The organism is Dermacoccus sp. MPR-E5 (assembly GCF_058809565.1).
The window spans coordinates 74,614-101,377 of sequence record NZ_JBXASS010000011.1 but is presented as its reverse complement, the minus strand read 5'-3'; the positions used below and the strand labels follow the sequence as shown (position 1 = coordinate 101,377).

The window sequence follows — 26,764 nt, the reverse complement described above, 5'->3', positions numbered from 1 at the left end:
GTGCAGATGCACCCGGGTGCACGTGCACGCCAGGGGGGGCGAGACGGCGCGCTGTGCCCAGTGAAGGAGACAGGCATGGTTTCGGAATCGACTCAGCCCGAGGCGAAGACGCTTCTCGTCGTCGACGGGATCGACGACGCCGCCGACGGCGTCCGCCTCCTGACGCTGCGCGCCGCCGACGGCGCAGACCTGCCCGAGTGGGCCCCCGGAGCGCACCTCGACCTCGTCCTCGGCGGCGTGAGCGACGCCGAGTTGAAGGACGCCGAGCAGGGCGACCTGCCCGAGCACGACCCGTTCGACGAACTCATCCGTCAGTACTCGCTGTGCGGCGACCCGGCCGACCGCAGCCGCTTCCAGGTCGCCGTCCTGCGCGAGAGCGAATCGCGAGGCGGTTCCTCCTACATCCACGAAACGCTGAAGGTCGGCGACGAACTCGTCAGCTACGGCCCACGCAACCACTTCGAACTGCGCAAGGCGCCGACGTACGTCTTCGTCGCGGGCGGCATCGGCATCACCCCGATCCTGACGATGGTGCGCGCCGCGCAGGCGCAGGGCAAGAACTGGCACCTGTACTACCTCGGGCGCAGCGGGGCGACGATGGCCTTCCGCGACGAACTCGCCTCCTTCGGTGACAGGGTGACGTTCTGGCCCAAGGCCGACAAGGGTGCTTTCGACCTCGCCGCCACCCTCGCCGACGCCGACGCTGCGGGCCCCGCGCTCGTCTACTCGTGCGGGCCGGAGCGTCTGCTCGCGGCGATCGAGGACGGGTGCAAGAGCCGCGCCAACCTCGTCGCGCACGTCGAACGCTTCAGCCCCAAGGAGATCGACGACTCGGGCAACACCGAGTTCGACGTCATCCTCGAAGAATCCGACATGCGCCTCACCGTGCCCGCCGACAGGTCGATCTTCGAGGTCGTGCGCGAGGCCGGTGTCAGCGTCCTCGGCTCCTGCCTCGAAGGCATCTGCGGCACGTGCGAGACGGGCGTCATCGCCGGCGAGATCGACCACCGCGACTCCGTGCTCGAGGACGACGAGCGTGAAGAGGGCGACATCATGATGATCTGCGTGAGCCGCTGCAAGGGCAAGGAACTGACGCTCGAGCTCTGATGCTCGATTGTCGATGCTCAGGATGTCGATGCTCAGGACCTGACGCGCGGGCCCCTCTTTCTGCGTGCAAGTGCACCCAGGTGCACTTGCGCGCAGAAAGAGGAGGGGCTCTGGAAAGTCGCGCGGCTCACAGACCCCCGCTGCGCCTTACTGTCCGGTAACATCAGTCGTTTGGTCAGCGTTTCGCCGAACGTACTCGGCGGTTCTAGAGTTGTTGCATGGCTTTCACGCAGAACACCAACGTGCGTCCGCGCATCCTCGTCGTCGGCGGCGGGTACCTGGGTTTCATCACCACCAAGAAGCTGCTCGCCTCCCTCAAGGACGGCGAAGGTTCGGTGACGGTCGTCGACCCGAACCCCTACATGACGTACCAGCCCTTCCTGCCGGAGGTCGCCGCCGGTTCGATCGAGGCGCGTCACGCGCTCGTGCCGCTGCGCCGTCACCTCAAGGGTGCGGAGATCATCACCGGCAAGGTGACGTCGATCGACCACGCGAACCGCACGGTCAACGTCGACCCCGAGCTCGGTGACGACTTCACGCTCGAGTACGACCACATCGTCATGGCCGCCGGCTCCGTGCCGCGCGCGCTGCCGATCCCCGGCCTCGCCGAGGAGGGCATCGGTTTCAAGACGATCGAGGAAGCCGTCACGCTGCGTGACCACGTCCTCGCGCGCCTCGACGAGGCCGCCGTCCTCACCGATCCCGAGGAGCGCAAGCGTGCGCTGACGTTCGTCTTCGTCGGCGGCGGGTTCGCCGGCATCGAGGCGATCGCCGAGATCCAAGACATGGTGAAGGACGCCATCAAGCACTACACGCGTCTGTCGCCCGAAGACCCGCGCTTCGTGCTCGTCGAGGCCATGAGCCGCGTCATGCCGGAGGTCAGCGAGGAGCAGGCGAAGTGGGTTGTCGCCTCCCTGCGCGAGCGCGGCGTCGACGTCTACCTCGACACGCAGCTCAAGAGCTGCGAGAACAAGCACATCGTCTTGTCGACTGGTGAGGAGTTCGACGCCGACACGATCGTGTGGAATGCGGGCGTCAAGGCCAATCCCGTCCTCGTCGACTCCGACCTACCGATCGACGACCGCGGCCGTCTCATGGTCGGCACCGACCTGCGTGTGCGTGACGACGAGGGCAACGTCGTCGAGGGCGCCTGGGGTGCCGGCGACAACGCCGCCGTCCCCGATGTCACGGGCATGGGCCCCGGCGGGTTCTGCGTGCCGAACGCCCAGCACGCGCTGCGTCACGCGCCCGTCCTCGCCGCGAACATCCTGACGACGATTCGCGGCGGCGGCGAGATGAAGCAGTACAAGCACAAGACGATCGGCTCCGTCGCCGGGCTCGGCGTCGGCAAGGGCGTCGCCCAGGTCGGCAAGTACGGCCTGCGCGGCCTGCCGGCGTGGATGATGCACCGCGGCTACCACGCGTACGCGATGCCGACACTCGAGCGTAAGGCACGCATCCTCGGCAACTGGGCCGTCGGCATGATGTTCGGCCGCGACGCCAGCGCCCTCATGGACCTCGAGACGCCGCGCCACGCGTTCGTCGACGCCGCCAACTCGAAGCCGGCGCCGAAGAAGGAGCCGAAGCACGTCGAGGCCGCCAAGTGAGCTGACGCCCGACGTCGCCGTCAGCGCGCGTGGTTCTGCGTTTCTGCCCGCGGAGCACGCGCGCTGTCGTGTGTGATGGGTGGCGCCCCGCCAGCTGGGTGAGGCTGACGGGCGGGCCCGGCCGCAACGGCCGTGTCTGAGTGGCCTGACGTGGCGGTCTGAGTGGCCTGACGTGGAGGGCGCCGGGGCGATGGGTTCCGGCGTCACGAGCGTCGAGAACGATGAAGGCGCCGCACCCTCGCTGGGGTGCGGCGCCTTCGTCATGGGCGGCGCGATCCGGTCGGTGACGCAGACCGTCGTCGCGGTGAGATCAGTTGCGGTAGTGGCGCCCGTCGGTGGCGCGCTCGTCGACGACACCGTCGACACGGTTGCCGATGACGTCGCCCTCGCCCGCGCGACGACCCTCGGCTGCGCGTTCGGTGCCGACACGCTCCGTGCTGATGTGCTCGGTGGTGCGGTGGTCCTCGGGGTAGCGCTCGACGTCGCGCTGCGCGACGCGCTGGCGGGCCTCGGCGGTCTCGCGCAGATCGTGCTCCTTGTCGCGCTCGGCGGCGAGGCGCTCACGCTCGCGCTCGGCCTCGAGGCGCTGCTTCTCGCTGAGCTGGTGCTCCTTCTTGAGCTCCTTCGTCTCCTTGTGCTGGCGGTACTTGCGCTTCGTGCCGGCGGCGATCAGGCGCGTCGCGGCCCACACGAGCAGTAGCGTCAGGGCGCCGAGGAGGAACACGGTGAGCGGCGTGAGGTTGGCGTCGATGCCGAAACCGTGGAAGTGGACGTCGTTGTTGTTCTCTCCGTTGAGCCCGAAGAGGACCCACAGGACGAGGGCTGCTGCGGCGATGAGCAGCAGGACGGCGAGAGCGAACATGGCAACTCCTTGTGCAGATCTGGCCGATCCGGGCGAGCGTCGCTCCGGATGGTGGGGGCGACGGCGCCGCCCAGCTTGCTGCTCACAGTAGGCGGTTGACGCAGACGGGTACAGCCCCCGCGGGGTGAGGGGGCGTAAGAATAGACCTCGAACGCCCCGTCATGGCTGGAGAGTGTCATGAGGTTGCTCGGGCGCTGCGTGAACCATCTCACACGATGGTCGAGTCTGAGAGCGGTGTGGGCTCGAGGGGTGATGACCAACCGCGGTGTCGGGGTCGTGACCCCAGCGTCGCGCGGCGGAAGGGAGCTGGAGGCGGTCGCTCGTCGCCCCGACGAGCCGTGTCGTCGTCATGAGGATGGATGGGGTGGAAGGAGCTCTGCCTGGGTGGTGACGAGTTGTGGCTGTGGCGTCCAAACGCGGCGCATCCGGCTGCTGCGGGCACGGCTTCTAGGATGGCGTGGTGACGACGCCTGCCCATCCCAGTTTTCTCCAGGAGTTCTTCCGCTTCGGCCCGCACGCGGGTGCTCACCGGGTGGCGGCGCGGGCCGGCGTTTCGGTCTTCGTCCCGCTCACTCTGCTGACGGTGACCGGACACCTCGACTGGTCGGCTTTCGCGGCCTTCGGGGCATTCACGTCCCTCTACGGACGCGCCGCGCCGCATGCGCAACGCACGGCGTTGCAGATGACGATCGCCGGCGTCCTCGTCATGGCGGTGACGCTCGGATGCGCCGTCGGGCTACTGCCGCATCACCAGTGGTGGCTCATCGCCGCCGGTGCGCTCGTCGCCGCGGCGGCGTCGTTGTTGTCGGACGCCTTCCGCTGGCACCCGCCGGGGCCATTGTTCGTCGTGTTCGCGTTCACCGTCTGCGCGACGCTGCCCGCGGCGGCGTCGAACGTCGCCGTCGGCTTTTTCGTCTCCGCGGCGTCGGCTGCGTTCTCGGTGCTCATCGGACGTGTCGGCCTGTTGCGCGAGACGGGGGAACGTCGTTGGATTCCGTTGCCGCGGGCCAGGATCCGTGAGGCGTGGCAGGCTGAGGGGACGCGCGTGCACCTCGCCCGGTTCGTCATCGCGGTGGGCGCGGCGGGCGTCGTCGGCAAGCTGATCGGGACGCAGTACGGCGGCTCGCATCCCTATTGGGCGATGGTTGCCGCCGTCGCGGGATTGTCTGGCGCGACGCACCGGGCGCGCATGATCCGCGGTGGTCAGCGGTTCGTCGGCACGCTGTTCGGCGTGCTCGCGGCGGCCGCCATCCTGCCGTGGCACCCCCAGGGTTTCGCGGCGGTGCTCGTCATCGCGGCGCTGCAGGTGGGCGCCGAACTGCTCGTGGGCCGCAACTACGCGCTCGCGCTGCTGTGCATCACGCCGCTCGCGCTGATGATGGGGCAGATCGTGCACGAGGTGCCCGTCGGGCCGCTACTCGTCGACCGCGCGGTCGAGACGCTCATCGGCTGCGGCGTCGCCCTCGTCGTCCTGCTGGTCGTGCGCGACCCCGCGCACTGACGGTGCCTGGGGCGGGCGGAGCCGAATGTGGACGAAGATCGCAGATGGGTGAGGTGCATCGCCGTCAGAAGGGGCGATAGGGCGGTTTGGGGCGTTTCGCCGGCTTCGACAGTTCTCGGGCGTTGTCGGGGATGCGGACGTGGCTGATGTCGCCGAAGTAGCGTTCGCGCTGCTGCCGTTCGATGCGGGTGTTGATGATGAGCAGGAACGCGACGATCGCGACCATGAGCACACCCGAGACGATCATGAGCAACACTGCGGCCAGCATGTGCTTTCCTCCCTCGTCCCGTCGCTCCTCCCAGGGTAATCGCGCTGGCCCTGACGCGGCGAGGCATGCGCCCCTCCCGTCGAGAAGCGGTCGTTGCCGAAGAAAGTGAGGAGCGGACGTGGCTCGTCGAAGTGCGGGAACGGGGCGAGCGGGCAGGGACGAAGGGCCCGGACGCGTCTTGCCCCATCGGCGGCTTCGACGCGGCAAGCTGGTGATGTCGAGAACGGCACGAGGACACGCCCGCCCGAAGGAGACCACCATGCCCGACTTCCAGGCCGACCACGACGTCATCAACGCCCTCGCCGAGGACGAGTGCTGGGCGTTCCTGGCGCAGCACTCGTTCGGGCGACTGGCATACACGCTCGTCGGTGAGGCGCAGATCGTCCCGATCAACTACGTCAGCGACGCGGGAGCGATCTTCTTCCGCACGGCCGAGGGCAGCAAACTGCTCGGGGTGACGATGAACTCCGACGTCGCGTTCGAGGTCGACGACCTCAACGGCAGTGGACGGTTCGGCGACGGCGAGGCGTCGAGCGTCATCGTCCGAGGACGCGCTGAGGTGCTCGAGGGCGCCGAAAAGGCTCGTGCGGAACAGTTGCCGCTGCGCCCCTGGGTGCCGACGGAGAAACACACGATCGTCCGCATCACCGTGAACGAGATCACCGGCCGACATTTCCAGCTCTCCAAGCCCTGGCGCCACATGCAGCCCTGACCCCACTGCGATTTCCGTCTACGTCCAGCGGGCGTCGACCGCGAACGGTTCTGTGTCGGTGTCTATCGTTCAGGTCGGTGCCTACCGTTCAGACGGGCGTCCGAGCGTCGTCACGCGACGGCCGCGGCGCACGAGCATGCCGCCGGGAAACCGTTCGACGGCGACGCGGGACGTGCGCCGCACCGGCGCTGTTGGCATGCCGGACGTGTCGGTCGGAAACGTCCAGAACAGGCGTGCCTCGGCCAGTTCGAGGTTGGCGGCGAGGGGGAGGTCGCCGCGTCGGCGCAACCATTGCGCGAACGCGTGACCGTCGGCGCGCGAGCCACGTGTCGGACGCTCACGAGCGAACGCGGCGAACAACGGGTGCAATCGCGGGCCGAGTGACACGATGAGGATCGGCCACACGAACTGCAGCTCGTTCGCTCGCTTGCGCAGCAGCGCTCGTCGCGCGACGTCGAGATGACGAGCGTCGAAGCCGGCCGGGGCGGACGCCAACCCCGTCAACGCTGCCACGATCTGCGCCTGGCGTGCGGCGAGATCAGCGTGTTCATCCGACGCAGAATCCATGGGGGACGCGGCCTCCGTCCCGCCGTCGAACTCGTGGGGGCGGCCCCCCTCGTCGGCCAATTCGGGCGCGGACGTCGAACTGTCGCTGTGCCCGGCCGGCGACGATGCGCGGTGGATCGTCATTGCGCGGCCGTGACGCGCGGCATGCCGGCGGCGTCGGCGATGGCGTCGAGCTCCGTGAGCAACTCCTCGGCAGGCGGGTAGTCGCCGTCGCGTTCGAGCATCGCGGCCGGGAATGTCGTGCGTCGCGAGAGCTCCGAGATGAGGTGCAGCACTTCGGGATTCACCGCGGCCGCATGCGTGTCGTGGTAGATCCCGTCGTTCTCGACCCCACCCGCGACGTGCATGTACGCGAGCCGTTCGAGGGGCATCGCGAGGGCAGTCCCGAGCGCATTGCCCCCGTGGTTGCGGGCGTTGGCGTAGACGTTCGCGATGTCGAGCAGCAGCAGCGCGTCGGTGCGTTCGATGATCTCGGCGACGAACTGTGCCTCGCTCATCTCGTCCTCGGGGTAGGTGAAGAGCGCCGCGACGCATTCGAGCGCGAGCGGGACGTCGAGCTCGGCCTGGACGCTGCGGACGTTTCGCACCATCACGTCGACGGCGGCGCGCGTGCGCGGCAGCGGCGTCAGGTGGCCGACCTCGACACCACCCGCCCGCACGAACGAGATGTGCTCACTGACGAGCGGCGCGCCCGTGATGGCGGCCGTCCCGACGAAGTGCGCGACGCGATCGACGTCGAGGCCCTCGGCGTCACCGAGCCCGACCTTCACCCCGTGCGGGACGACGGTGACGCCGCGCTCGCGCAGCTGCCTCAGGGCTGGCGGCATGCCGTGCATGACGGATTCGGCGACCACTTCGACCCACGTCAACCCAGGTTGGGCGGCGAGGACGTCCGCGATCTCGGGGCGCCATCCGATGCCGACGCCCGCAGGCATCGACGTGGCCGGTGCGGGCCGTGTTGCGTCGGACGTCGTGATGCTCATGTCTCGCATGATGCCGCACCGACAGGTGTGGCGTGACGTCACCTGCTCGACTCTTGTGCATCTGCTCGAGCTATATGACGCACATTCCTCGGGCAGATGTGTATTTCTCGCGCAGCTGTGGCTCCGGCCCGCCGTACTCGCGGCGATTCGTGGTCACCTCCCCTCCGCCAGGACCGGCGAAACACCGGCGAAACATCGCCTCGCTAACCTCCTGCCATGCATCTGACGCCCGCCGACACCGAGAAGCTGCTCTTGTCCGTCGCGGGAATGGTGGCGCGTGATCGACTCGAGCGCGGCGTGCTGCTCAATCACCCCGAGTCCGTCGCGCTGCTGTCGACGTGGGTCATCGAACGTGCCCGCGAGGGTCGCAGTGTCGAAGAGTTGATGAGCGCCGGACGCGAGGTGTTGACACGTGAGCAGGTGATGCCGGGCGTCGCCGAGATGATCCCCGACATCCAGGTCGAGGCCACCTTTCCCGATGGCCGCAAGCTCGTCACCCTCCATCACCCGATCGCCTGAAGGAACGAGCCATGACAGCGAACTCAGGCCGTCGGCCGCAGGACGCAGCCGACGACCCAGCAACCCCCGGGGCCACGAGCGCTCCTGGCGCCATCCGCGTCGCCCCGGGGCACATCTCGCTCAACACCGATCGTTCAGTGAACGAACGGCTGCGCGTCGTCGTCGAGAACACGGGCGACCGGCCGATCCAGATCGGCTCGCACCTGCATCTGCCCGCTGCCAACGCGGCGCTCGCATTCGACCGCGAGCTGACGCAGGGCTACCGCCTCGACATCCCGAGCGGCACGTCGGTGCGCTTCGAACCGGGCGTCAGCCGCGAGGTGGCGCTCGTCGCGTTGCGGGGCGAGCGGCGTGTGCCGGGACTGCAGATCCGCGACACGGCCGCGTCTTTCGGAGACACTTCGCAGGCTGACGCAGGTGGGGCCGACGAGTCACACGACGACCTCGGGCCCGGTGCGACGGCCCCGCACGGAACGACGTCCCACCCCGAGGTGCCGGCTGTCCGCCCACGGCCGTCCGAACCGACGACCATCACACGTGACGCCTACGCCGCGCTCTACGGTCCGACGACGGGTGACCAGATTCGTCTCGGCGACACCGACCTGTGGATCGAGGTCGAGCACGACCACACCGTCGGCGGCGAGGAAGCCGTCTTCGGTGGGGGCAAGTCGATCCGCGAGTCGATGGCGCAGGGCCTCACGACCCGCGCGGGCGGGGCGCTCGACACCGTCATCACGAACGTCGTCGTCCTCGACCACTGGGGTGTGGTGCGCGCCGACGTCGGCATCCGTGACGGGCGCATCGTCGCGCTGGGCCGCTCCGGCAACCCCGATGTCGCGGACGGCGTGCACCCGGATCTCCACATCGGCCCGGGCACCGACGTCATCGCGGGGGAGGGCAAGATCCTCACCGCCGGTGGCATCGACATGCATGTGCACTTCCTGTCGACGTCGCAGGTGCACGAAGCGCTCGCGACCGGTCTGACGACGCTCGGTGGCGGTGGTACCGGCCCGTCCGAGGGGTCGAAGGCGACGACGGTGACACCCGGTGCCTGGCACCTCGGGCGCGTCCTGCGCGGCTTGGATCACCTGCCCGTCAACCTGCTGCTCATGGGCAAGGGCAACACCATGAGCGCCGAGGGCCTCGCCGAGCAGGCGCTCGCGGGCGCGGCAGCGTACAAGGTGCACGAGGACTGGGGCGCGACGCCCGCCGCCATCGACGCTGCCCTGCGCGCGGCCGACGAGCACGGGCTGCAGGTGGCGCTGCATAGTGACTCGCTCAACGAAGCCGGTTACGTCGACTCGACGCTGCGCGCCATCGGCGGGCGCAGCATCCACGCCTTCCACACCGAGGGCGCCGGGGGCGGGCATGCGCCCGACATCATGTCGATCGCGTCGCACCCCAATGTCCTGCCCGGTTCGACGAACCCGACGCTGCCGCACACCGTCAACACGGTCGCCGAGCACCTCGACATGCTCATCGTGTGTCATCACCTCAACCCGGCGGTGGCGGAAGATCTCGCGTTCGCCGAATCGCGCATCCGGGCGACGACGATCGCCGCCGAAGATCTGCTCCACGACATCGGCGCGTTGTCGATGACGAGCTCCGATGCTCAGGCGATGGGTCGCATCGGTGAGGTCATCACGCGCACCTGGCAGGTCGCGCACGTCATGAAGTCACGCTATGGCTCGCTCGGCGAGACGCTGCCGGCCGACAACGAACGTGCCCGTCGGTACGTCGCGAAGTACACGATCAACCCGGCGGTCGCGCACGGCATCGACCATCTCGTCGGGTCGATCGAGCCCGGCAAGCTGGCCGACCTCGTGCTGTGGGAGCCCAAGTTCTTCGGCGTGCGGCCGTCCGTCGTCCTCAAGTCGGGTGCCATCGTGTGGGCTGCCCTCGGCGACCCGAACGCGTCGATCCCGACGCCACAGCCCGTGCTGATGCGCCCGGCGCTCGTGGCGGACGACGCTGCGTCGCTCGCGGTGTCATTCGTGTCGCCGGCGGCTGCAGAGAATGGTCTGCGGGAGTCGCTCGGGTTGCGGCGGGAGGTGGAAGCCGTGCGGCCGACACGCGAGGTGACGAAGGCCGACATGATCAACAACTCGGCGACACCGCGCATCGACATCGATCCCGAGACGTTCGCCATCGCCGTCGACGGTGAGCTCGTCACCCCGCAGCCGGCGACGGAACTGCCGCTCGCGCAGCGGTATTCGCTCTTCTGATCGCCATGTCCTGCTGCGGCTCAGCTCCCACGTCCGACGTCCGGCGTGCAGATGCACCCGGGTGCAGCTGCACGCAGGGGCGGGGCGGTGGCGTCATGAGGCCCGACGCGGCGACGGACGGTGCGGGGATGGCGAGCCTGCTGCTCGCTGATTCGAGGCTGCCTGTTGGCGGCTACACCGCCTCAGGTGGTCTCGAACCGGCGTTGCTCGGGGGATTGCCGGTGCACGAGGTGCCCGCCTTCATCGCGATGCGCCTCGCGACGGTGGCACGCGTCGAGGCGGGAACGGCCGTCGTCGCGTCCGCCGCCGTCCGTCATCTGCGTGCAGGTGCACCCGGGTGCACCTGCACGCAAGGCGGGGATGCCGCCACGGCCGTGCCCATGCCCGAGCCCGCGTTCGCGTCCGAGGACGTCGCGTGGGCCTGGGCGGCCCGCAACCCCGTCGCGGCGGTGCGTGATTCATCGATCGCCCAGGGGCGGGCGATGTTGCGCCTCGTGCACCGGCTGCGTCCTGACGGCCCCGCGGCACAGTGGCTCGAGGGGTTGTCCCGCCCGCTCACCGCCCGCGCCGTCGTCCTCGGCGCTTTCGCCGGCGAGCTGGGCCTCGACGGTGCGTCCGTCGCCCGCGTCGTCGGATATGACGACGTCCAGAGTGTCACCGCCGCCGCGTTGAAGCTCGTACCGCTCGACCCTGTGGATGCCGTGGCCTGGACGCTCGATTCGGCGTCCCATCTCGACGACCTCGTCGCGGCCTGCGCCGACCTGGTCGCGCCGTACGACATCCCAGCCCATTCCGCACCCCAGCTCGAGGCGTGGCATGCCGCTCACGCCGCCACCGAGAGGAAGTTGTTCCGTGTCTGAGATCGCCATGACCTCGCGCCCCGGCAGTGAAGCCACCGCCACCTCCGGCATCGATACGCCCGCCGCCGGACAGGGCGCGACGACGTCCCAGAAGATCACGGTCGGCGTCGATTCGCGCCGTGACGCGGCACCGAATCCATGGCGCCCCATGCGGCTCGGGGTGGCCGGTCCGGTCGGTACGGGCAAGAGTTCGCTCATCGGCATGCTGTGCCGCGAACTCGGCGAGGAGATCTCGCTCGGCGTCATCACGAACGACATCTACACCGACGAAGACGCCCAGATGCTCAGGGCCGCAGGCGTTCTCGACGTCGATCGCATTCGCGCCGTCGAGACCGGGGCATGCCCGCACACCGCGATCCGTGATGACGTCAGCGCCAACCTCGTCGCCGTCGAGGATCTCGCAGCCGATCATCCTGACGTCGAGCTCGTCCTCGTCGAATCGGGCGGCGACAACCTGACGGCGACGTTCTCGCCAGCCCTCGCCGACGCGCAGATCTTCGTCCTCGACGTCGCCGGCGGCGGTGACGTCGTCCGCAAGGGCGGGCCGGGCATCGCACGCGCCGACCTGCTCGTCGTCAACAAGACAGACCTTGCGCCGCATGTCGGGGTCGACGCCGCGCTCATGGAGCAGCAGGGCCGTGAGGCTCGTGACGGACGCCCCGTCATCGCGCTGTCGCGCACCGATGCGGCCTCCGTCGAGCGATTGACGGCCTGGGTGCGCGAGGTGCTCGCGGCCTACCAAGGCGGCGGGCACGTCGCGCAGGATCCGGGTCCGATGGCGCCGCATGTCCACGCCGACAGCGAGGGTGAGCACACGCATGACGGCGTCACTCACACGCACTGAGCGACGCGAGCCGTGTGCGGCCTGGGGGCCGAAACACCACCTGGCGCCTGGCCGGGTTTCAGTTCTCGCGGAGCAGGAGGCGCGAGCGTGGGCTCCCCGGCCGGCCGGTGGTGAGCGATGAAGCTCCACGTCGAACGAGGCGCCGCGGGCTCAGCCGTTCGGGTCCGTACCCGCGCGAGCCTGCTTGCGCCGCGCATCCTGCGGGTGACGCCGACATCCGCGCGCGTCGCCCTCGTCGCGACGACGGCTCTTCTGCTCGCGGGTGACGAGGCCGAACTCGACATCGTCGTCGGTGACGGTGTCGCACTCGAGATCGTCGAGGTCGCGGCGACGGTCGCCTACGCCGGGCGTGGGGGAGCGTGTTCCTGGTCGGCGAATCTGAACGTGGCGGAGGGGGCGTCGATTCGCTGGCCCGGGGAGCCGTTCGTCGTCGCCACCGACGCCCGCGCCACCCGGACGACTCGTGCGGACATCGCCGACGGTGGGTCGCTCATGCTGCGCGACACCCTCGTCCTCGGCCGCCATGGTGAGGCGGGCGGCGAACTCGTCGCTCGCACGGACATCTCTCATGCGGGGCGCCCCGCGCTCGTCGAGGAGTTTCGCCTCGCAGCCGACGACGACGCGCCCGGCATCCGCGGCGGGCGCCGCGTCGTCGATCAGGTGACGATGCTGGGCTCGGCGCCGGCGGGTCATGACCTCCCGGTAGGCGTCACGCGCCTCGACCTCTTCGCGCCTGGACGCATCGAACGCTGGCTGGGTGACGACGTCCACCTCAGCCCCTTACGGCGCTGACGGCGGGTCGCCGACGCGTCCGGCCCGCCGACGCCTCGTCCAGTCGCGATGTTGCCCGCTTTTCGCGGCGCGGGTGACCGAAAACGCGGGCAACATGGGGGTAGGGGGCTTAACTCTCGTGAAACATCGTCACGCATCCGTCGAAAACATCGGCTGCCTAGATTCCTGCCTACCGAATGGCGATACCGCTACCTCGGTTGTCGAAACGCAGGACGAGAGCAGAGGGGCGCACAGCATGGCGACGTCGCAACTGGAACCATTGGTCGACGAGCGGGCCACCGCGTCCGCCGTCGGGACCGCGAAGGCGAAGAGCGAGACGCTGGAGGACTACACGCTGCGGTTCGCGCCGCGCAGTTATCGGCGCTGGGCCCCAGGCATCGTCGCGACGTCGGCGCTCGGTGGGATCGCCTACCTCGCCGACTTCTCGATCGGCGCCAACATCGGCATCCAGCACGGCACGACGAACGCGATTCTCGGCATTCTCGTCGCGGCCGCCATCATCTTCGTGACAGGTGTGCCCCTCGCCTACTACGCGGCGCGCTACAACCTCGATCTCGACCTCATCACGCGCGGCAAGGGCTTCGGCTACTACGGCTCGGTGCTGACGAACGTCATCTTCGCGAGCTTCACCTTCATCTTCTTCGCGCTCGAGGGCTCGATCATGGCGCAGGGGCTCAAGCTGGGGCTCGGGGTGCCGCTGTGGGCGGGTTACCTCGTCAGCAGTCTCATGGTCATACCGCTCGTCGTGTATGGAATGAAGGCGCTGAGCAAGTTGCAGGTGTGGACGACGCCGCTGTGGTTGCTGCTCATGGGTGTTCCGCTCGTCTATCTCGTTCAGGCGCACCCCGGCTCGGTCGACACCTTCCTCGACTACAAGGGCGCCCATGGTGGTGGCGTCAGCTTCAGCGCCGTCATGCTCGCCGCAGGTGTCTGCCTCTCGCTCATCGCGCAGATAGCCGAGCAGATCGACTACCTGCGCTTCATGCCCGCGAAGACCCCGGAGAACTCGCGACGCTGGTGGACGGCCGTCATCGTCGCCGGCCCCGGCTGGGTCTTCTTCGGTGCACTCAAGCAGATGATCGGGCTGTTCCTCGCCGTCTACCTCATCGCCAACGTCGCGGGCGGTGCGTCGATCGCCAACGAGCCCGTGCACCAGTTCCTGTCGGCGTACGAGCAGATGATGCCCCACTGGCTCGCGATGACGCTCGCCGTCGTGCTCGTCGTCATCAGCCAGATCAAGATCAACGTGACGAACGCGTACTCCGGCTCGCTCGCGTGGACGAACTCGTTCACCCGTGTGACGAAGCACTACCCCGGCCGCATGGTGTTCGTGCTGTTCAACGTGACGATTGCCCTCGTCATGATGGAGGCGAACATGTTCGACTTCCTCAACGACATCCTGGGCTTCTACGCAAACCTTGCCATCGCGTGGATCGTGACCGTCGCGAGCGACATCATCGTCAACACCTATCTGTTGAAGCTCTCGCCGAAGACTCCCGAATTTCGCCGGGGCATGCTGTACGCGATCAACCCGGTCGGGTTCGTCTCCGTCATCGTCGCGGGGGGTCTGTCGATCGTGGCCTTCTTCGGCGGCCTCGGCAGTGGGTTGCAGCCGTACTCGCCGATCATCGCCGTCGTGCTCTCCGTCGTTCTGCCGCCCGTCATCGCCGTCGCGACGAAAGGTCGCTACTACCTGCGCCGCGACACCGACGGGCTGGCGCACGAGATGTTCGACGAGCACGGCAACCCGTCGGCGGCCGAGATCGACTGCGAGGCCTGCGGCGACGTGTTCGAACGCCCCGACATGCTGGCCTCCGCGACGGCTGACGGTGCTGTCTGCTCGCTGTGCGTCGCCACCGACCGCGACGGTAAGCACGTACTGCCGGCACGGTGACGTGTGACTTCCGTCGGATGGCTGACGTGAAGCTCCCTGCGTGAGTCAGCGTCGACGTGAGGAGCTGCGAAGGCTGTCGCGCACCCGCTGACGTTGCACGAGGAATGTGCATCTGCCCGAGAAATACGCAGCATGTTCCTCGGGCAGATGCGCATTTCTCATGGAGCTGACGCGGCAGCCGATGGTGCAGGCCTTGACGACGCGGTGGCCGTGCGGAGCGTCAGCTCGAGCAGCTGCTGCCGCCACCGCAACTCGAACCGCACGACGAGCCGCCGCAGGACGAGCCGCCGCCGCACGAACCCGAATTGCACGATCCTGCACTGCCGCAGCAGTTTCCGCCGCTGCACCAGGCGTCACCGGAACCGCCGGAATGGGTGTCGCACGACCAGTCGGAGCTCGACGTACCCGACGAGCACGTGTACCCGTTCGTACTCGACGGCTCTGCGCCCGAACTCGCCCTCGCGTGACGCTGCATCTCCTCGTCGACGACGTGGTCGCTCAGCCCCCATCCCAGGGCCGCGGTGGCCGGGAACGCGATGAGCAGCGGCCGCGTCCCGTACAGGCCGACGGAGTAGCCGAGCCCGCCGCGCATCGGTGGCTGCGTGAGCCCCGCCGCAGGGCTCGGCACGCGCAACCGCATCTGCTCCAGGGCCGCAGCCCCGGCCTGCGTGCGGCGCCCCTGCCGTGTGGTGCGGACAGCACGCACGAGGTTGTACGCCCCGAAACACGTGAAGCCCAAGCCGACCAGCACGCCACCCATAGACTTTCCGGTGGCGGCGATGATCGCCATGGCGACCCCGAACAGGGTCATGAACGTCGTCTTCAGGGTCTCGCCCCTACCGCCTCTGCGCGGCGGATTGAGCAGGCCACGGCGCACGGCGTCACGCTGCAGTTCGTCGAGCGCCGCACGCACGGCGGGGACCTTCTCGAGACGTGGCGCGCGGCAACGGACGGCGTCGACGACCGCGCGCTGCAGGGGCGTGACGTCGGCGGGTGGGATCGTCCACGCCTCGAGGCGCCCGTACGCCGTCTGACGCAGATATCCCCGTTCGAGCAGATCCGCCGTCGCCGCCTGCAGTGCGGCTGCGCGGCCGTTGAGCATGCCGACCTGCTCGGGTGTCATGTCGCGTGCGCCGACGTGGTGCGCCTGGGTCGTCATGGTGTGCTCCTCCCCTTGAAACACATCATGCCCGCCGAACGCCTGACAGGAGTGAAACGTCCCTAACGCTGGGGCGAGTGCCCCCGCCTGCAGCCGGGCGGTGCGCGACGGGCGAGGCCCCTGGCGTCGTGCGGTGTGCGAAGCGGCGCCGGCGTCGGTGAGAATGGCCGTATGACAACAGGGTTCGGCTGGCACGTCGTCGTCGCCATTGCATGTCTGCTGGTCATGATCCAGGTCGGCTACCGGGCTTCGGGCGTCAAGCTGACGCGGACGTCGCTCGTCGCCGTCGCCCGTGCCTGTGTGCAGCTGACGCTCGCCGCCCTGCTCATCACGAGCGTCGTGCGCTACCTGTGGGCGTCGGTGCTCGCGGTTGCCGTCATGTTCATCGTGGCTGTGCTGACGACGACGAAGCGGTCGGGCGCGACGGACGTGCGGGCTCGGCTCGCTGCGGCGCTCGCGATGGCGGCAGGGCTCGTGCCTGTCCTCGTCATCCTCACCGTCAGCGGTGTCGTGCCGATGAAGGGTGTGTCGATCATCCCGACGGCGGGCATCGTCATCGGCAACGTCATGAGCGTGCACACCCTCGTCTCGCGGCGCGCGTTCGACGGGCTGCGCGAGGAGAAGAACATGTATGAAGCGGGGCTGTCGATCGGCATGCTGCCCCGCGACGCGATCAGCGAAGTCATTGCGCGACGCCTCCCCGAGTCGCTCATCCCCGTGCTCGACCAGACACGCACAGCCGGCATGGTGACGCTGCCCGGCGCGTTCATCGGCGTCATGCTCGGCGGCGGATCGGCCGTGCAGGCGGCTACGGCGCAGGTCGTCGTCTCGACGTCGATCCTGGCTGCGCAGGCCGTCACGTCGGCCGTCGAACAGCGCATGATCTGCGCACGGCGGTTGCTGACGCCCCAGCTGCGCGAGACGCTCATCGACTGACGGGATGCCCCATCGTCCGGCTGGCGGCTTCCGTCTGGACGGCTGGTAGGTGACGCCTGACGTCTGACGCGATCGACGTTCGTCGGCCTCGCACCTGCCGCCGGTGCCGCCCCGGACGTGACGAAGCCCGCGTCACCTGTGGTGAGGTGATGCGGGCTTCGTCGTCGACCACTGCGAGCAGTGGCGCTCGAAGGCTTGTGGCCTTCGAAGCTGGCGGCCAGGTAGGCCAAGATCTTTTATAGCAAGTCGATCGACGCCGTCCTGAGTCGGGGTAAGTCGACTCCCTCGTCTGACTGAGGCTGCGCGGGTGGCCGGTGCATCCGTGGCGGCTGCGTCCCTGCGGCACGACGAGCCGTGGTGCGACGGGCTGGCGACGAGAGGCGCGGAGCGACGTACCTGGCGACGAGCGGTCTGCGTCAGTGCGCGGCGACCATGCGGCCGTAGTAGCTGGGAATGCTCTCGTGGCGTTCGAGGCGCACGGGACGGTTGGCCTTGACGATCTGGGCGCCCCACGTGGCGAGGAAGCCGAAGAAGGCGACGACGCCGACGGCGCTGATCGTCATGAGGATCCAGAAGACGGTGTTGAGGTTGTCCATGGGAAACGCTCCTTCTACATCTGTAGTGCTGGTGTCTGATGTGAACACTACGCCTGTAGTAAGAGTGTGGCAAGCGGGGGGTGGTGTCACCTCCGACACATCGGGTGGCCGCGCCCGCGCCCGCCGTCCCCTTCTGCGATTCCCGTCCACATCGGCGACCTACGTCCCCTTCCGCGATTTTCGGTCACCTGTGCACGCCGTTCGCAGAGGTGGACAGGAAGCGCAGATGAGGACGGGGGGCATCAGAGCTCGGCGAGCAGCTCGGTGACGACGGTGGTGTCGTGGAAGTCGACGTCGCCTCCGGGCAGGTGCTGCACGCGCTCGTGGCCCTTGCCCGCGACGACGACGATGTCGCCCGGGCGCGCCTGTGTCAGCGCCTGACGGATGGCGTCGCGGCGGTCGAGGACGATCGTCGTGTTCGACGGATCCGCGCCCGCCATCACCTCGTCGGCGATGGCCTGCGGATCCTCGTCGTACGTGTCGTCGTTCGTGATGATGTTGACGTCCGCGAGACGACTCGCCGCCTCGCCCATCTTCGGGCGCTTCGCCGGGTCGCGCCGCCCCGCTGCGCCGTAGACGCACATGACGCGTCCGCCTTCGCTGCGGACGCCGCCGTCGGCGTGGTCGCGGCCCACGACGGCGCGCGCGACGTCGAGGACGAGTTCGAGGCCGACCTCGGTGTGGGCGTAGTCGACGACGACCTCGAAGCCCTTCGCGGTGGCCGCTGGCACGCGCTCGAAGCGGCCCGGCACCTGTGCCATGTGGGCGACGGCGCCGACGAGGGTGTCGAGCGGCATGCCCATCTCGAGCGCGATCGCGGACGCGCCCGCGACGTTGTGCACGTTGTAGTCGCCGAGCAGCGGCATCTGCAGGTCGATGACGCCGGGGGCGTCGCGTCGGTCGAGAAAGCGCTCGGGCGTCGTCAGCGTGAACGCCGTGCCGCCATCGCTGGGGTGAACATTCGTGATGCGGTAGTCGGCGTTCTCGCTCACGCCGAACCCGAGCGTGCCGGGCACCTCGGCGACGATGCGCGCTCCGTAGGCGTCATCGACGTTCGTCAGCTTCGGCCCGTCGGTCCACTCGAAGAGGCGCCGCTTCGTCAGGAAGTAGTCCTCCATCGTGCCGTGCAGGTCGAGGTGGTCGCGGGTGAGGTTCGTGAACAACGCTGCGGCGTAACGGGTTCCGGTGACGCGATGGAGGTGGATGCCGTGCGAGCTTGTCTCGAGCACGACGTGCTCGACGCCCGCGTCACGCATCCGCGCGAGGTTGCCCTGCACCTGCGGAGCCTCACCGGTCGTGCGGACGGCCGGCTCACGCTCGCGGCCGACGACGATCTCGGCGGTCGTCAGCAGGCCCGTCTTCTCCTCGCCGTACGCGGCGCTGAGGATGCCGTGCAGGACGTAGCTGCTCGTCGTCTTGCCGTTCGTGCCGGTGATGCCGTAGACGGTGACGTCGTGGCTCGGATGCCCGGCCGTCGCGGTGGCGAGGGCGGCGAGCGCGACGCGCGCGTCTGGCACGACGACGGTCGGAGCGCCCTCGACGTCACGCTCGGCGACGACAAGGCTCGCCCCGTTCGCGAGAGCCTGCGGCACGAACGTCACACCGTCGACGGTGAATCCGGGGATCGCGACGAACGCGCCACCCGGCTTCGCGGCCCGAGAATCATGGGTGACGGCGTCGATGCCGTCGACGCTCTCGGGCACGCTCGCGCCCAGGATCTTCTCGAGTTCTGCGCGGCTCACATACACCCTGCGAGCCTAACAACGCGTGGCCGAACGCCCGTCGCGCCGCGCGGGGAACGGTGATGTCGTCTGGTGCGTCGCAGTGTGGACATGCTCGAGCGATGGCTCGAGCGGCGACGTGAGGAGAGGCAGAGTGCAATGGGCGAGATGAGTGGCACAAGGCCTCAGGAGGGCGCGGCAACCCACGGCCGAGAAGCGCGCTTCGGGCCGGAATCGGCGTCGTCGGCGTCGTCGCGGCGATCGTCGGCCACTTCTTGATGCTCGCCGCCCGGTCATGACGATGAGTGCCGTGCTGACCTGCGCCGAACCCGACGGTGCGTGCGTTCGACGCCCGGACCCCTTTGCGTGCAAATGCACCCGGATGCATTTGCACACAAAAGGGATGAGGACGCACCGTTCGCCCCACAGCCACGCCACAGGCGCGCACGAGGTGTCGCCTGGGTGTGACGCGCATCGTCGAGGCATGAACCTCGCCCCGCGCTCACGCTTCACCGACCTCGCCGTCGCCTGGGTCGCCGCCGTCGCCGCGATGCTGGCGCTGGGCACCGTCGTCGGGCAGCTGATCGGCGACGTATGGCCCGCGTCGGCCTGGGGGTCGCTCGCCTCGTCGACGCTGCTCCTCGCGCCCGTCGCACTCGCCATCGGTCTCGCCGGATGCTGGTGGCTGACGCGCCGTCGCGCCGCCGTCGAACCGCTCGAGGTGCTCGGCATCGGGCTTGTCGCGCTGCCCCTCATGCTCGCCGGGTGCTGCATCGTCACGTCCTGACGCGTCGCGTCGGCTCACCGGTGTCGTGTAGACCTGGGGCATGACGATCGACGCGCGCGAGGAGGCGGCATGAGGGTTCTGCTCGTCGAGGACGAGAAGCACCTTGCCGACGCTGTCGCGAGCGGTCTGGGGCGTGAGGGATTCGTCGTCGACGTCGCCGGTGACGGCATCACCGGCCAGTGGCTCGGCACGCAGAACCCGTACGACGTCATCGTCCTCGACATCATGCTGCCCGGCCGCAACGGTTACGACGTGCTCGCCGGGCTGCGCCGCGACGGGGTGTGGGCGCCCGTGCTGATGCTGACGGCGAAGGACGGCGACCTCGATCAGGTCGACGCGTTCGACCTCGGCGCCGACGATTACCTGACGAAGCCGTTCAGCTATCCCGTGCTCGTGGCGCGGCTTCGGGCGCTCGCGCGACGCGGGGCGCCGGAGCGGCCGACGGTGCTCGACGTCGGCGGGCTGACGATCGACCCGGCGCGCCATGTCGTCATGCGTGGTGACGTCGAGATCTCTTTGACGGCAAAGGAATTCGCGCTGCTGCTCTACCTCGCGCGGCGTGGCGGAGAGCCCGCGTCGAAACCTGAGATACTCGACAACGTGTGGGGCGCCGACTTCGAAGGCAACGACAACGTCGTCGAAGTGTACGTCGGGTATCTGCGTCGCAAGATCGACGCGCCGTTCGGGACGTCGAGCCTCGAGACGGTGCGGGGTCACGGCTACAGGTTGGTTGAGGCGGCGGAGTGACGCTCGCCGAGCGGTGGGCGCCGCAGGGGTGACGCTGGGGCGAGGGGTGGACGCGGCGGGCCGCACCAGGTCGGGGGGGCGTATGAGGCTCAGCCCAGCGGCAACCGGAGTGTGAAGCGGCACCATCCGTCGGGTGATTCTTCGGCGACGAGCGTCCCGCCGTGGGCCTGAGCGATGGCCCGCGCGATGGCGAGCCCGAGACCGCTGCCGCCGGCGTCGCGGCTGCGGGCGTCATCGAGGCGGACGAAGCGGCCGAAGATCGCCTCACGATCGCCGGCGTCGAGGACGCTTCCGTCATTGTCGACGGTGAGAACGGCCGTTCCGCGTGCGTCGCGAGGGCGCTCGTTCACTCGGCCCGCCCCGTCCCTGTCCGTGGCCGGCTCGCGGCTGCCGGCATCCTCCACCCGCGTCGTGACGCGCACGGCACTCGTCGCGTGACGCAGTGCGTTGTCGACGAGGTTGCGCACGACCTGCGCGAGACGCTCGCCGTCAGCGACCACGCGCACGGGCGCGAGGTCGGTGCTTACCACGACCGGCTCGCCGTCACGGGTCGGGGCAGCGCTGCGGGCGCGCAGCACCTCGGTGTGGGCGACGTCGTCGAGATCGACGTCTCGAAGGGTGAGCGCAAGGGCGTCGTCGTCGGCGCGCGCGAGGGCGAGCAGCGACTCGACGATGCCTTGCAGCCGCAGCGTCTCGGCGTGGATGACGCGCGTCGATTCGGACGGTTCGGGGTCGGTCTCGGTGAGGATGCGGATCGTCGCGAGGGGGCTGCGTAGCTCGTGGGAGGCGTCGGAGATGAACGCGCGCTGGCTCGCGTCGGCGGCGTCAAGACGGTCGAGCATCGCGTTCATCGTGATGGCGAGCCGCTCGATCTCGTCGCCCGTCGCGGGCACCGTCACGCGTTCGGGACGGTGGGAGGAGCGGATGCGTTCGACGTCGAGACGGATACGTTCGACGGGGGCGAGCGCGCGCCCGACGACACGGTGGATGCCCCAGCCGGTGACGACGAGCAGGCATCCCGCCGTCAGTGCGAGCAGGACGATCGTCGTGTCGACGATCGTGTCCTCGTGGTCGATCGGCGCGGCCGCCACGACCCAGCGCTCGGCGCCGGATCGCGTGTGCGCGGCGAGCGTCACGACGACGTAGTGGTCGCGGTCGCCATCGAGGGTGATCTCCGTGCGACGCGTGCTCTCGTCGGGGCGGGCGAGGGGCGTCGAGGCGTGGGAATCATTGGTCGCGAGCAGCGCGCCCGAAGCGTCGAGCACCTGCACGACCTGGGTGTGGACGCCCGCGGCACGCAACGCTGCGGAGGCGTCATCCGTCGTGCTGAGTTCTTTCGCGACCTGCTGCGCCTCCGTCGTCGCGCTGTCGCCGGCGCTCGAGGTGAGGATCTGCCTCAGCCCGAACGTGAACGCCGCGAGCGCGATGGCGAGTGCGACGAGGGCCGCGACGACGAACGTCGCGACGACCCGCACGCGCAAGCCCCGTACGCGGCGAGGGAGGTGATAGTGCACCCCCTCACCGTATGCGGGGCCTGTGGGTGGGGTGGTCATCGATTCGTCCTCGACGTGCGGCAGTGGTGTCGGCCGGTCGACGGCCGGGGCGTCGGTTGGGTCGTTGCTCGTATGTCGCTGCCTGGGCCGGGGGTCGTCCGGTGTGGCCCCGGTTGTGGGTGGGATGCTCGCTGGAATGTCGATGCCGGCACCCCGCATTTTCCGGGGCCGCAGGGCGTCGGCGCAGTCGTCAGTGATCCAACCGGCGTGCGACGAGCGGCGCGAGTGCTGCGCCGACGAGCGCGAATCCGGTGACGAAGACGAGGGAGGCGGTGACGTCGCCGAGGAAGTGAGCGCCGAGGTAGAGACGCGACGCCGCGACGACGAGCGCGAACGGGATGCCGATGGCGAGGACGAGGCGCGTGGGTCGACCGAGCGAGCGAGCCGCGAAGAACGCCCCGGCGACGATGGCTGCGGCGAGCGCGGTGTGGCCGGACGGGAAGCTGTCGCGCGCCGTCTCGTGTACCAGGGCGTGCACCTGATCCGCCGGCGGGCGCGCGCGGGTGAAGACGAGCTTGAGTGACGACGTCGCGAGCCACAGGCCAGCCGTGCTCAGCGCGAAGATGACGGCTGCTCGACGGTGGCGCACGAAGAGCAGCGCCGCGACGATGGCGACGAGCAGCGGGCCGACGATGGGGCCGATGACGACGTCGATGCCGTGCGCGAGGCTGACGAGCGGGCTGAGGCGGTCGTGCGAGAGAGCCGTGTCGAGGCCGAGCTCGCCCGTCGCCGCAGCACCTTCGTGGGTGATGACGGCGCCGAGGCCGAGCCCGCCGGCGACGAGCGTCGCGCCGGCTGCGCCGGCCTTGGCGGTGAGGTGGTGTGCAGCGGGGGCGCGGCGGGCGTCGGCGGTCGGCGAGCGACGGGGGCGGGTGGCGACGACGGACGACATGAATGGCCTCTCTCGGCGAGCGAGCATCCACCGGGTGCTCGCCTGGGTGGTGAATGGTTAGACCTCATCACCGCGTGGCTGAGAAAGAGCTAAGAGAGTGCGTTAGGGCTGGCCTCGGCCATGTGCAGGACCGGGTCCGCCGTTCGAGGAGCGGGGGCGCGCGCATCAGCCGAGGAGCGAGGTTTCGCTCCTCGGCTGTCTGACGCGTGCTCCTGCGAGGTCAGCGGGCTTCGGCGAACTCGACGATGCGGCGCGCGATCGGGTCGTACTTGCGCAGCACGAGACGGTCGGACGTCGTGCGGCGGTTCTTGCGCGTCGTGTAGCTGTAGCCCGTGCCCGCGGTAGAGCGCAGGGTGATCTTCGGGCGGTTCGTCGTGCGGGTCATGATCTTCTCCTTCGTTCGACGGTGGGTTCAACATCCCTTTAGTGAGAATCATTCCCATATAGGCGGGCGTGGCGCTGGGGTACGTGGCAATCGCACGAGATGGCGGGTAACTCACGAGTAGGCGGGCAACTACGTGCCTACGTGTGAGATACCCGCCATCCTGTGGAAGTTGGCTGCGGTTGCCGGGGCACCCCTGGACAGAGCGAAGCGAGGGAGCGCCGTTCGTGTGACAAGCTTGCACGAGCTCGTCGATGCGGGCCCGGACGAGGGAGCCGTACCCGGCAGCGCGACAAGACGGCCATCAGGAGTGATCAGTGATGGCGTGGTTCGTGCTCGTGGTGTCCGGTGCGATGGAGGCCGTCTGGGCGACGGCGCTCGACAAGTCGGACGGGTTGAGTCGCCTCGGCCCGAGTGTCGTCTTCGCCCTCGGGTGCGCTCTGAGCATGGGTGGTCTGGCCTATGCGATGAAGACCCTCCCTGTCGGAACCGCCTATGCCGTGTGGGTCGGCATCGGAGCCGTGCTCACCATCGTTTACGCGATGATGACGGGCGCCGAGTCCGTCTCGATCGTCAAGATCTGCCTCCTGCTCGGCATCATCGGGTGCGTGATCGGACTCAAGCTCGTTCACTGACACGGGCGTGCATCTGAGCGCTGGCGGGCGTCGTCAAGATGGCGAGTAACTCACGAGTGGGCGGGAAGTTGCGCGCCAACGTGTGAGTTGCCCGCCATCCTGCGCGAGCACCGGCGATGCGACGCGCTCGTGACCATCATGACTGTCTCCATCGAGGGCGTCGTCGCAATGGCCGTTGAATGTGCACAAGAATCGCAGATGGGTACACGCAGTGCGAAGACGAGGCCCCGGCGACGCCATGAGTGCCCCACCGGCGTCCCGCCGAGGGCTCAGCCCTCGAACAAGCGCGCGACGTCGGCGTCGCTGATCTCGTCGAACGAGGCCTGCGACCACATCGGCTGGCGATCCTTGTCGACGAGTTGCGCGCGCACACCTTCGACGAAGTCGCCGTGTTCGATGAGGCCGCGCGCGAGCACCATGTCCTGAGCGAGCACCTCGTGCACCGAGTCCATGCCCGCCGCGCGCCGCATCGCCTCGACCGTCGCGGCGACAGACAACGGTGAACGCTGCGTCAGCAGGTCGGCCGCCTCACGTGCGGCCTCGACGTCGGACGTACGCAGCGTCTCGAGCACCTCGGACGGCGCGCGCAGATGCTCGCCGGAGCCGAAGGCCTCGTCGATCCAAGCCCGCTGCGCACCGAGAGGTGCATTGCCAGCGGCATCGAACGACGCGAGCCGCGCGACGGCTGCGTCAGCGTCAGCACCCTCGGCGAGACGCTCGAGAACCGTTGCCCACGAGTCGGATTCGATGACGACGTCACTCAGCCCGACGTAGCAGGCGTCGGCGCCACCAACCGTCGTGCCTGTCAGTGCGAGGTAGGCGCCCGTGCCGCCCGGCGCGCGCGAGAGAAGGTAGAGCGCGCCCACGTCGGGGAAGAATCCGATGATCGTCTCGGGCATCGCGACCCTCGTGCGCTCCGTCGCGACGCGCAGCCCGGCGAACGCCGAGATGCCGACGCCGCCACCCATGACGATGCCGTCTTGATGGCTGACGATGAGCTTCGGGTAGTCGGCGATGAGCGCGTTCATGCGGTACTCGTCGCGGAAGAACTCGAACGCGCGCTCGCCGTCGCCGTCGACGAACGCTTCACGGACGCTGCGCACGTCACCGCCCGCGCACAGGCCGCGCTCGCCGGCGCCCTCGATCGTGATGGCGGTGACGGAGTCGTCGTCGCCCCAGTGCTCCAGCGCGGCGCTCACGGCGTTCACCATGTCGGTCGTGAGCGCGTTGATGGCCTTGGGCCGGTTCAGCAGGATGCGCGCTAGTGAACCGCGACGTGCGACGCGGACGTCCGGCGTCGCGGTCTCGGTGAAATCGTCGGGTGTCGTGTCGGGCATGCGCGCCTCCTCGGGCGGGTGCGGCCAGTGCGGCTGGTGATCCCGGTCACCATAACCTCCACGCCCGACAACCCCGCCATTCCGCGGAAAGGGAGGGAGCGCCGAGCGCGTTGGCCCGTACGAGACGCGCCCCCACCCGTCAGAATCGCCAGATCGCCGACCGTTGCCGGCCGACGCGAGAGGCGCGCGCCGCGGACTGCGCGCCTGCGACGAACCGCGAGGAGCGGTGGCCCGCCCGCGAGGTGCGTTCACGAATGAGAGCCACGCGCCGAGACCGTAGCGTCTGTGGTGCGGACGAGTGGCGCCTCATTAACCCGCTATTCATGCGCGGGGGGTAGGGATGTAGTGGTGAGTTCGTCGAAGTCTCGTCTTGCCGTCCCGCGCCCGGCCAAGGCGCTCGCTGCAGGTTATCGCGCGGCTCGCCCAGCCGTCGCGCCGCTCGATCTGCCGACGCTGTCCGGTGAGCGCCCTCAGGTGGTGGCGCATCGCGGGGCGTCGCACCACGAACCGGAGCACACGCTCGAGGCGTACGAACGCGCCATCCGCGTCGGTGCCGACGCGCTCGAGTGTGACGTCCGGCTGACCGCTGACGGTCACCTCGTCTGCGTGCACGACCGCACGGCGAAGCGGACGTCGAACGGGCGGGGCGCGATCTCGAACCTGGAGCTTGCAAAGCTCGAGGGCCTCGACTGGGGGTCGTGGAAGGCGCGTCTCGAATCTGACGACACCGACGACGACTGGGAGATCGCCGACCGCAGCGGCTCACGCCTGCTCACGTTCAAGGAGTTGCTGCGCACGACGCTCGACGCCGGGCGCCGCGTCGACCTCGCCGTCGAGACGAAGCATCCGTCGAAGCACACCGGACGCGTCGAGAAAGAACTGGCGCGCGCGCTCGCCGAATTCGGCCTCGACACACCGGACCCGTCGCGTTGCAACGTCCGCGTCATGTCGTTCTCGCTGCCCGCCGTCTCCCGCATGACGACGCTGGCGCCGCAGGTGCCGCTCGCGTGGCTCATGGAGGGTGTCGTGCCGCAGCGCGTCCGCGGCGGCCAACTGCCGCCCGGTATCTCGATCGCGGCGACGAGCGTCGGCATGCTGCGCCGCAACCCGGGCCTCGTCGCCGAACAGCACGCACGCGGACACGAGGTGCACGTGTGGACGGTCGACGACCCCGACGACATCCAACGCTGCCTGCGCAACGGTGTCGACGCCATCATCACCAACAAGCCCAAGAAGGCGCTCAAGGCTCGCGAGGCGTTCTGGGGCTGAGGGCAGGCG

At 69.0% G+C, this 26,764-nt stretch carries 26 protein-coding genes, 1 pseudogene and 1 riboswitch; of the genes and pseudogenes, 16 read left to right on the top strand and 11 right to left on the bottom strand.

The window, feature by feature from the left end; all coding sequences use genetic code 11:
* Nucleotides 1–75 precede the first annotated feature (75 nt).
* Together AC1RS9_RS10160 and AC1RS9_RS10155 are read left to right on the top strand one after the other, a co-directional pair.
* Nucleotides 76–1,107 carry a PDR/VanB family oxidoreductase gene (locus tag AC1RS9_RS10160; protein ID WP_074040949.1) on the top strand — a complete coding sequence of 344 codons (1,032 nt, stop codon included), beginning with the start codon at nucleotides 76–78 and terminating at the stop codon, nucleotides 1,105–1,107.
* Between the two features lie 218 nt (nucleotides 1,108–1,325).
* Nucleotides 1,326–2,714: an NAD(P)/FAD-dependent oxidoreductase gene (locus AC1RS9_RS10155; protein ID WP_144707997.1), complete on the top strand. Its 1,389-nt coding sequence runs from the start codon at nucleotides 1,326–1,328 to the stop codon at nucleotides 2,712–2,714.
* A gap of 310 nt (nucleotides 2,715–3,024) precedes the next feature.
* Here the strand turns inward: AC1RS9_RS10155 and AC1RS9_RS10150 are convergent, their stop codons facing one another.
* Nucleotides 3,025–3,576: a hypothetical protein gene (locus AC1RS9_RS10150; protein WP_006947027.1), complete on the bottom strand. Its 552-nt coding sequence runs from the start codon at nucleotides 3,574–3,576 to the stop codon at nucleotides 3,025–3,027.
* A gap of 460 nt (nucleotides 3,577–4,036) precedes the next feature.
* On the opposite strand from AC1RS9_RS10150, the gene AC1RS9_RS10145 reads away from it, so the two are divergent.
* Nucleotides 4,037–5,077, top strand: a complete 1,041-nt coding sequence (locus tag AC1RS9_RS10145; RefSeq protein WP_492921331.1) for an FUSC family protein — start codon at nucleotides 4,037–4,039, stop codon at nucleotides 5,075–5,077.
* 64 nt (nucleotides 5,078–5,141) lie between these two features.
* On the opposite strand, the gene AC1RS9_RS10140 is transcribed toward AC1RS9_RS10145, so the two are convergent.
* Nucleotides 5,142–5,345, bottom strand: a complete 204-nt coding sequence (locus AC1RS9_RS10140) for a hypothetical protein (protein ID WP_006947152.1) — start codon at nucleotides 5,343–5,345, stop codon at nucleotides 5,142–5,144.
* 259 nt (nucleotides 5,346–5,604) lie between these two features.
* Between AC1RS9_RS10140 and AC1RS9_RS10135 the strand changes: the two genes are divergently transcribed.
* Nucleotides 5,605–6,057 carry a pyridoxamine 5'-phosphate oxidase family protein gene (locus AC1RS9_RS10135; RefSeq protein WP_492921329.1) on the top strand — a complete coding sequence of 151 codons (453 nt, stop codon included), beginning with the start codon at nucleotides 5,605–5,607 and terminating at the stop codon, nucleotides 6,055–6,057.
* An 81-nt stretch (nucleotides 6,058–6,138) separates the two neighbouring features.
* Here AC1RS9_RS10135 and AC1RS9_RS10130 read toward each other — a convergent pair whose 3' ends face one another.
* Complete coding sequence (locus AC1RS9_RS10130; RefSeq protein WP_492921327.1) at nucleotides 6,139–6,747, bottom strand: SCO6045 C-terminal-like domain-containing protein; 609 nt, start codon at nucleotides 6,745–6,747, stop codon at nucleotides 6,139–6,141.
* Nucleotides 6,744–7,607, bottom strand: a complete 864-nt coding sequence (locus AC1RS9_RS10125; RefSeq protein WP_492921325.1) for an MbnB/TglH/ChrH family RiPP precursor modification enzyme — start codon at nucleotides 7,605–7,607, stop codon at nucleotides 6,744–6,746. The genes AC1RS9_RS10130 and AC1RS9_RS10125 overlap by 4 nt, the downstream gene beginning before the upstream one ends.
* Before the next feature lie 216 nt (nucleotides 7,608–7,823).
* Here AC1RS9_RS10125 and AC1RS9_RS10120 point away from each other — a divergent pair, with 216 nt between their 5' ends.
* From AC1RS9_RS10120 to AC1RS9_RS10090, 7 genes and pseudogenes are all read left to right on the top strand, one after another.
* Nucleotides 7,824–8,126, top strand: coding sequence for an urease subunit gamma (locus AC1RS9_RS10120; protein WP_074040951.1), 303 nt, complete (start codon nucleotides 7,824–7,826; stop codon nucleotides 8,124–8,126).
* Nucleotides 8,127–8,137: 11 nt separating this feature from the next.
* Nucleotides 8,138–8,482 (top strand): annotated as a pseudogene (ureB, locus tag AC1RS9_RS10115) (urease subunit beta); the annotation flags it as partial.
* Between the two features lie 174 nt (nucleotides 8,483–8,656).
* Nucleotides 8,657–10,351: an urease subunit alpha gene (locus AC1RS9_RS10110; RefSeq protein WP_492921343.1), complete on the top strand. Its 1,695-nt coding sequence runs from the start codon at nucleotides 8,657–8,659 to the stop codon at nucleotides 10,349–10,351.
* Between the two features lie 128 nt (nucleotides 10,352–10,479).
* Nucleotides 10,480–11,211, top strand: a complete 732-nt coding sequence (locus AC1RS9_RS10105; protein WP_492921323.1) for an urease accessory protein UreF — start codon at nucleotides 10,480–10,482, stop codon at nucleotides 11,209–11,211.
* Nucleotides 11,212–11,359: 148 nt separating this feature from the next.
* On the top strand, nucleotides 11,360–12,055 hold the full coding sequence (gene ureG, locus AC1RS9_RS10100) for an urease accessory protein UreG (protein ID WP_040015085.1): 696 nt from the start codon (nucleotides 11,360–11,362) through the stop codon (nucleotides 12,053–12,055).
* A 117-nt stretch (nucleotides 12,056–12,172) separates the two neighbouring features.
* On the top strand, nucleotides 12,173–12,847 hold the full coding sequence (locus tag AC1RS9_RS10095) for an urease accessory protein UreD (RefSeq protein ID WP_242600360.1): 675 nt from the start codon (nucleotides 12,173–12,175) through the stop codon (nucleotides 12,845–12,847).
* A 235-nt stretch (nucleotides 12,848–13,082) separates the two neighbouring features.
* Entirely contained in the window at nucleotides 13,083–14,741 is a 1,659-nt protein-coding gene (locus tag AC1RS9_RS10090; protein WP_074040954.1) for a purine-cytosine permease family protein, read from the top strand.
* Between the two features lie 220 nt (nucleotides 14,742–14,961).
* Here the strand turns inward: AC1RS9_RS10090 and AC1RS9_RS10085 are convergent, their stop codons facing one another.
* On the bottom strand, nucleotides 14,962–15,900 hold the full coding sequence (locus AC1RS9_RS10085) for a TIGR04222 domain-containing membrane protein (protein WP_074040955.1): 939 nt from the start codon (nucleotides 15,898–15,900) through the stop codon (nucleotides 14,962–14,964).
* A gap of 171 nt (nucleotides 15,901–16,071) precedes the next feature.
* On the opposite strand from AC1RS9_RS10085, the gene AC1RS9_RS10080 reads away from it, so the two are divergent.
* Complete coding sequence (locus AC1RS9_RS10080) at nucleotides 16,072–16,836, top strand: ABC transporter permease (RefSeq protein WP_062257244.1); 765 nt, start codon at nucleotides 16,072–16,074, stop codon at nucleotides 16,834–16,836.
* A gap of 416 nt (nucleotides 16,837–17,252) precedes the next feature.
* On the opposite strand, the gene AC1RS9_RS10075 is transcribed toward AC1RS9_RS10080, so the two are convergent.
* Both AC1RS9_RS10075 and AC1RS9_RS10070 read right to left on the bottom strand, forming a co-directional pair.
* A complete protein-coding gene (locus AC1RS9_RS10075; RefSeq protein WP_006947113.1) occupies nucleotides 17,253–17,432 on the bottom strand; it encodes a hypothetical protein in 180 nt (59 codons plus the stop codon).
* 242 nt (nucleotides 17,433–17,674) lie between these two features.
* Nucleotides 17,675–19,174, bottom strand: coding sequence for a UDP-N-acetylmuramoyl-L-alanyl-D-glutamate--2,6-diaminopimelate ligase (locus tag AC1RS9_RS10070; RefSeq protein ID WP_492921319.1), 1,500 nt, complete (start codon nucleotides 19,172–19,174; stop codon nucleotides 17,675–17,677).
* Nucleotides 19,175–19,637: 463 nt separating this feature from the next.
* On the opposite strand from AC1RS9_RS10070, the gene AC1RS9_RS10065 reads away from it, so the two are divergent.
* Both AC1RS9_RS10065 and AC1RS9_RS10060 read left to right on the top strand, forming a co-directional pair.
* Entirely contained in the window at nucleotides 19,638–19,940 is a 303-nt protein-coding gene (locus AC1RS9_RS10065; RefSeq protein ID WP_006947131.1) for a hypothetical protein, read from the top strand.
* 69 nt (nucleotides 19,941–20,009) lie between these two features.
* The gene (locus tag AC1RS9_RS10060) at nucleotides 20,010–20,687 is read left to right on the top strand and encodes a response regulator transcription factor (RefSeq protein WP_074040957.1); all 678 of its coding nucleotides are present in this window, start codon (nucleotides 20,010–20,012) and stop codon (nucleotides 20,685–20,687) included.
* Nucleotides 20,688–20,776: 89 nt separating this feature from the next.
* Here the strand turns inward: AC1RS9_RS10060 and AC1RS9_RS10055 are convergent, their stop codons facing one another.
* The 3 genes from AC1RS9_RS10055 to rpmG all read right to left on the bottom strand — a co-directional run bounded on the left by AC1RS9_RS10055 (nucleotide 20,777) and on the right by rpmG (nucleotide 23,517).
* A complete protein-coding gene (locus tag AC1RS9_RS10055) occupies nucleotides 20,777–22,240 on the bottom strand; it encodes a sensor histidine kinase (RefSeq protein WP_074040958.1) in 1,464 nt (487 codons plus the stop codon).
* 190 nt (nucleotides 22,241–22,430) lie between these two features.
* Nucleotides 22,431–23,132: a phosphatase PAP2 family protein gene (locus tag AC1RS9_RS10050; protein ID WP_239304295.1), complete on the bottom strand. Its 702-nt coding sequence runs from the start codon at nucleotides 23,130–23,132 to the stop codon at nucleotides 22,431–22,433.
* 220 nt (nucleotides 23,133–23,352) lie between these two features.
* On the bottom strand, nucleotides 23,353–23,517 hold the full coding sequence (gene rpmG / locus AC1RS9_RS10045; RefSeq protein WP_038566531.1) for a 50S ribosomal protein L33: 165 nt from the start codon (nucleotides 23,515–23,517) through the stop codon (nucleotides 23,353–23,355).
* A gap of 238 nt (nucleotides 23,518–23,755) precedes the next feature.
* Nucleotides 23,756–23,820, top strand: a riboswitch (guanidine-III (ykkC-III) riboswitch).
* Nucleotides 23,821–23,834: 14 nt separating this feature from the next.
* On the opposite strand from rpmG, the gene AC1RS9_RS10040 reads away from it, so the two are divergent.
* The gene (locus AC1RS9_RS10040) at nucleotides 23,835–24,149 is read left to right on the top strand and encodes a DMT family transporter (protein WP_239304361.1); all 315 of its coding nucleotides are present in this window, start codon (nucleotides 23,835–23,837) and stop codon (nucleotides 24,147–24,149) included.
* 269 nt (nucleotides 24,150–24,418) lie between these two features.
* Here the strand turns inward: AC1RS9_RS10040 and AC1RS9_RS10035 are convergent, their stop codons facing one another.
* Nucleotides 24,419–25,486 carry an enoyl-CoA hydratase/isomerase family protein gene (locus AC1RS9_RS10035; protein ID WP_239304297.1) on the bottom strand — a complete coding sequence of 356 codons (1,068 nt, stop codon included), beginning with the start codon at nucleotides 25,484–25,486 and terminating at the stop codon, nucleotides 24,419–24,421.
* A gap of 348 nt (nucleotides 25,487–25,834) precedes the next feature.
* Between AC1RS9_RS10035 and AC1RS9_RS10030 the strand changes: the two genes are divergently transcribed.
* Entirely contained in the window at nucleotides 25,835–26,755 is a 921-nt protein-coding gene (locus AC1RS9_RS10030) for a glycerophosphodiester phosphodiesterase (protein ID WP_239304299.1), read from the top strand.
* The last annotated feature ends 9 nt before the right edge of the window (nucleotides 26,756–26,764 follow it).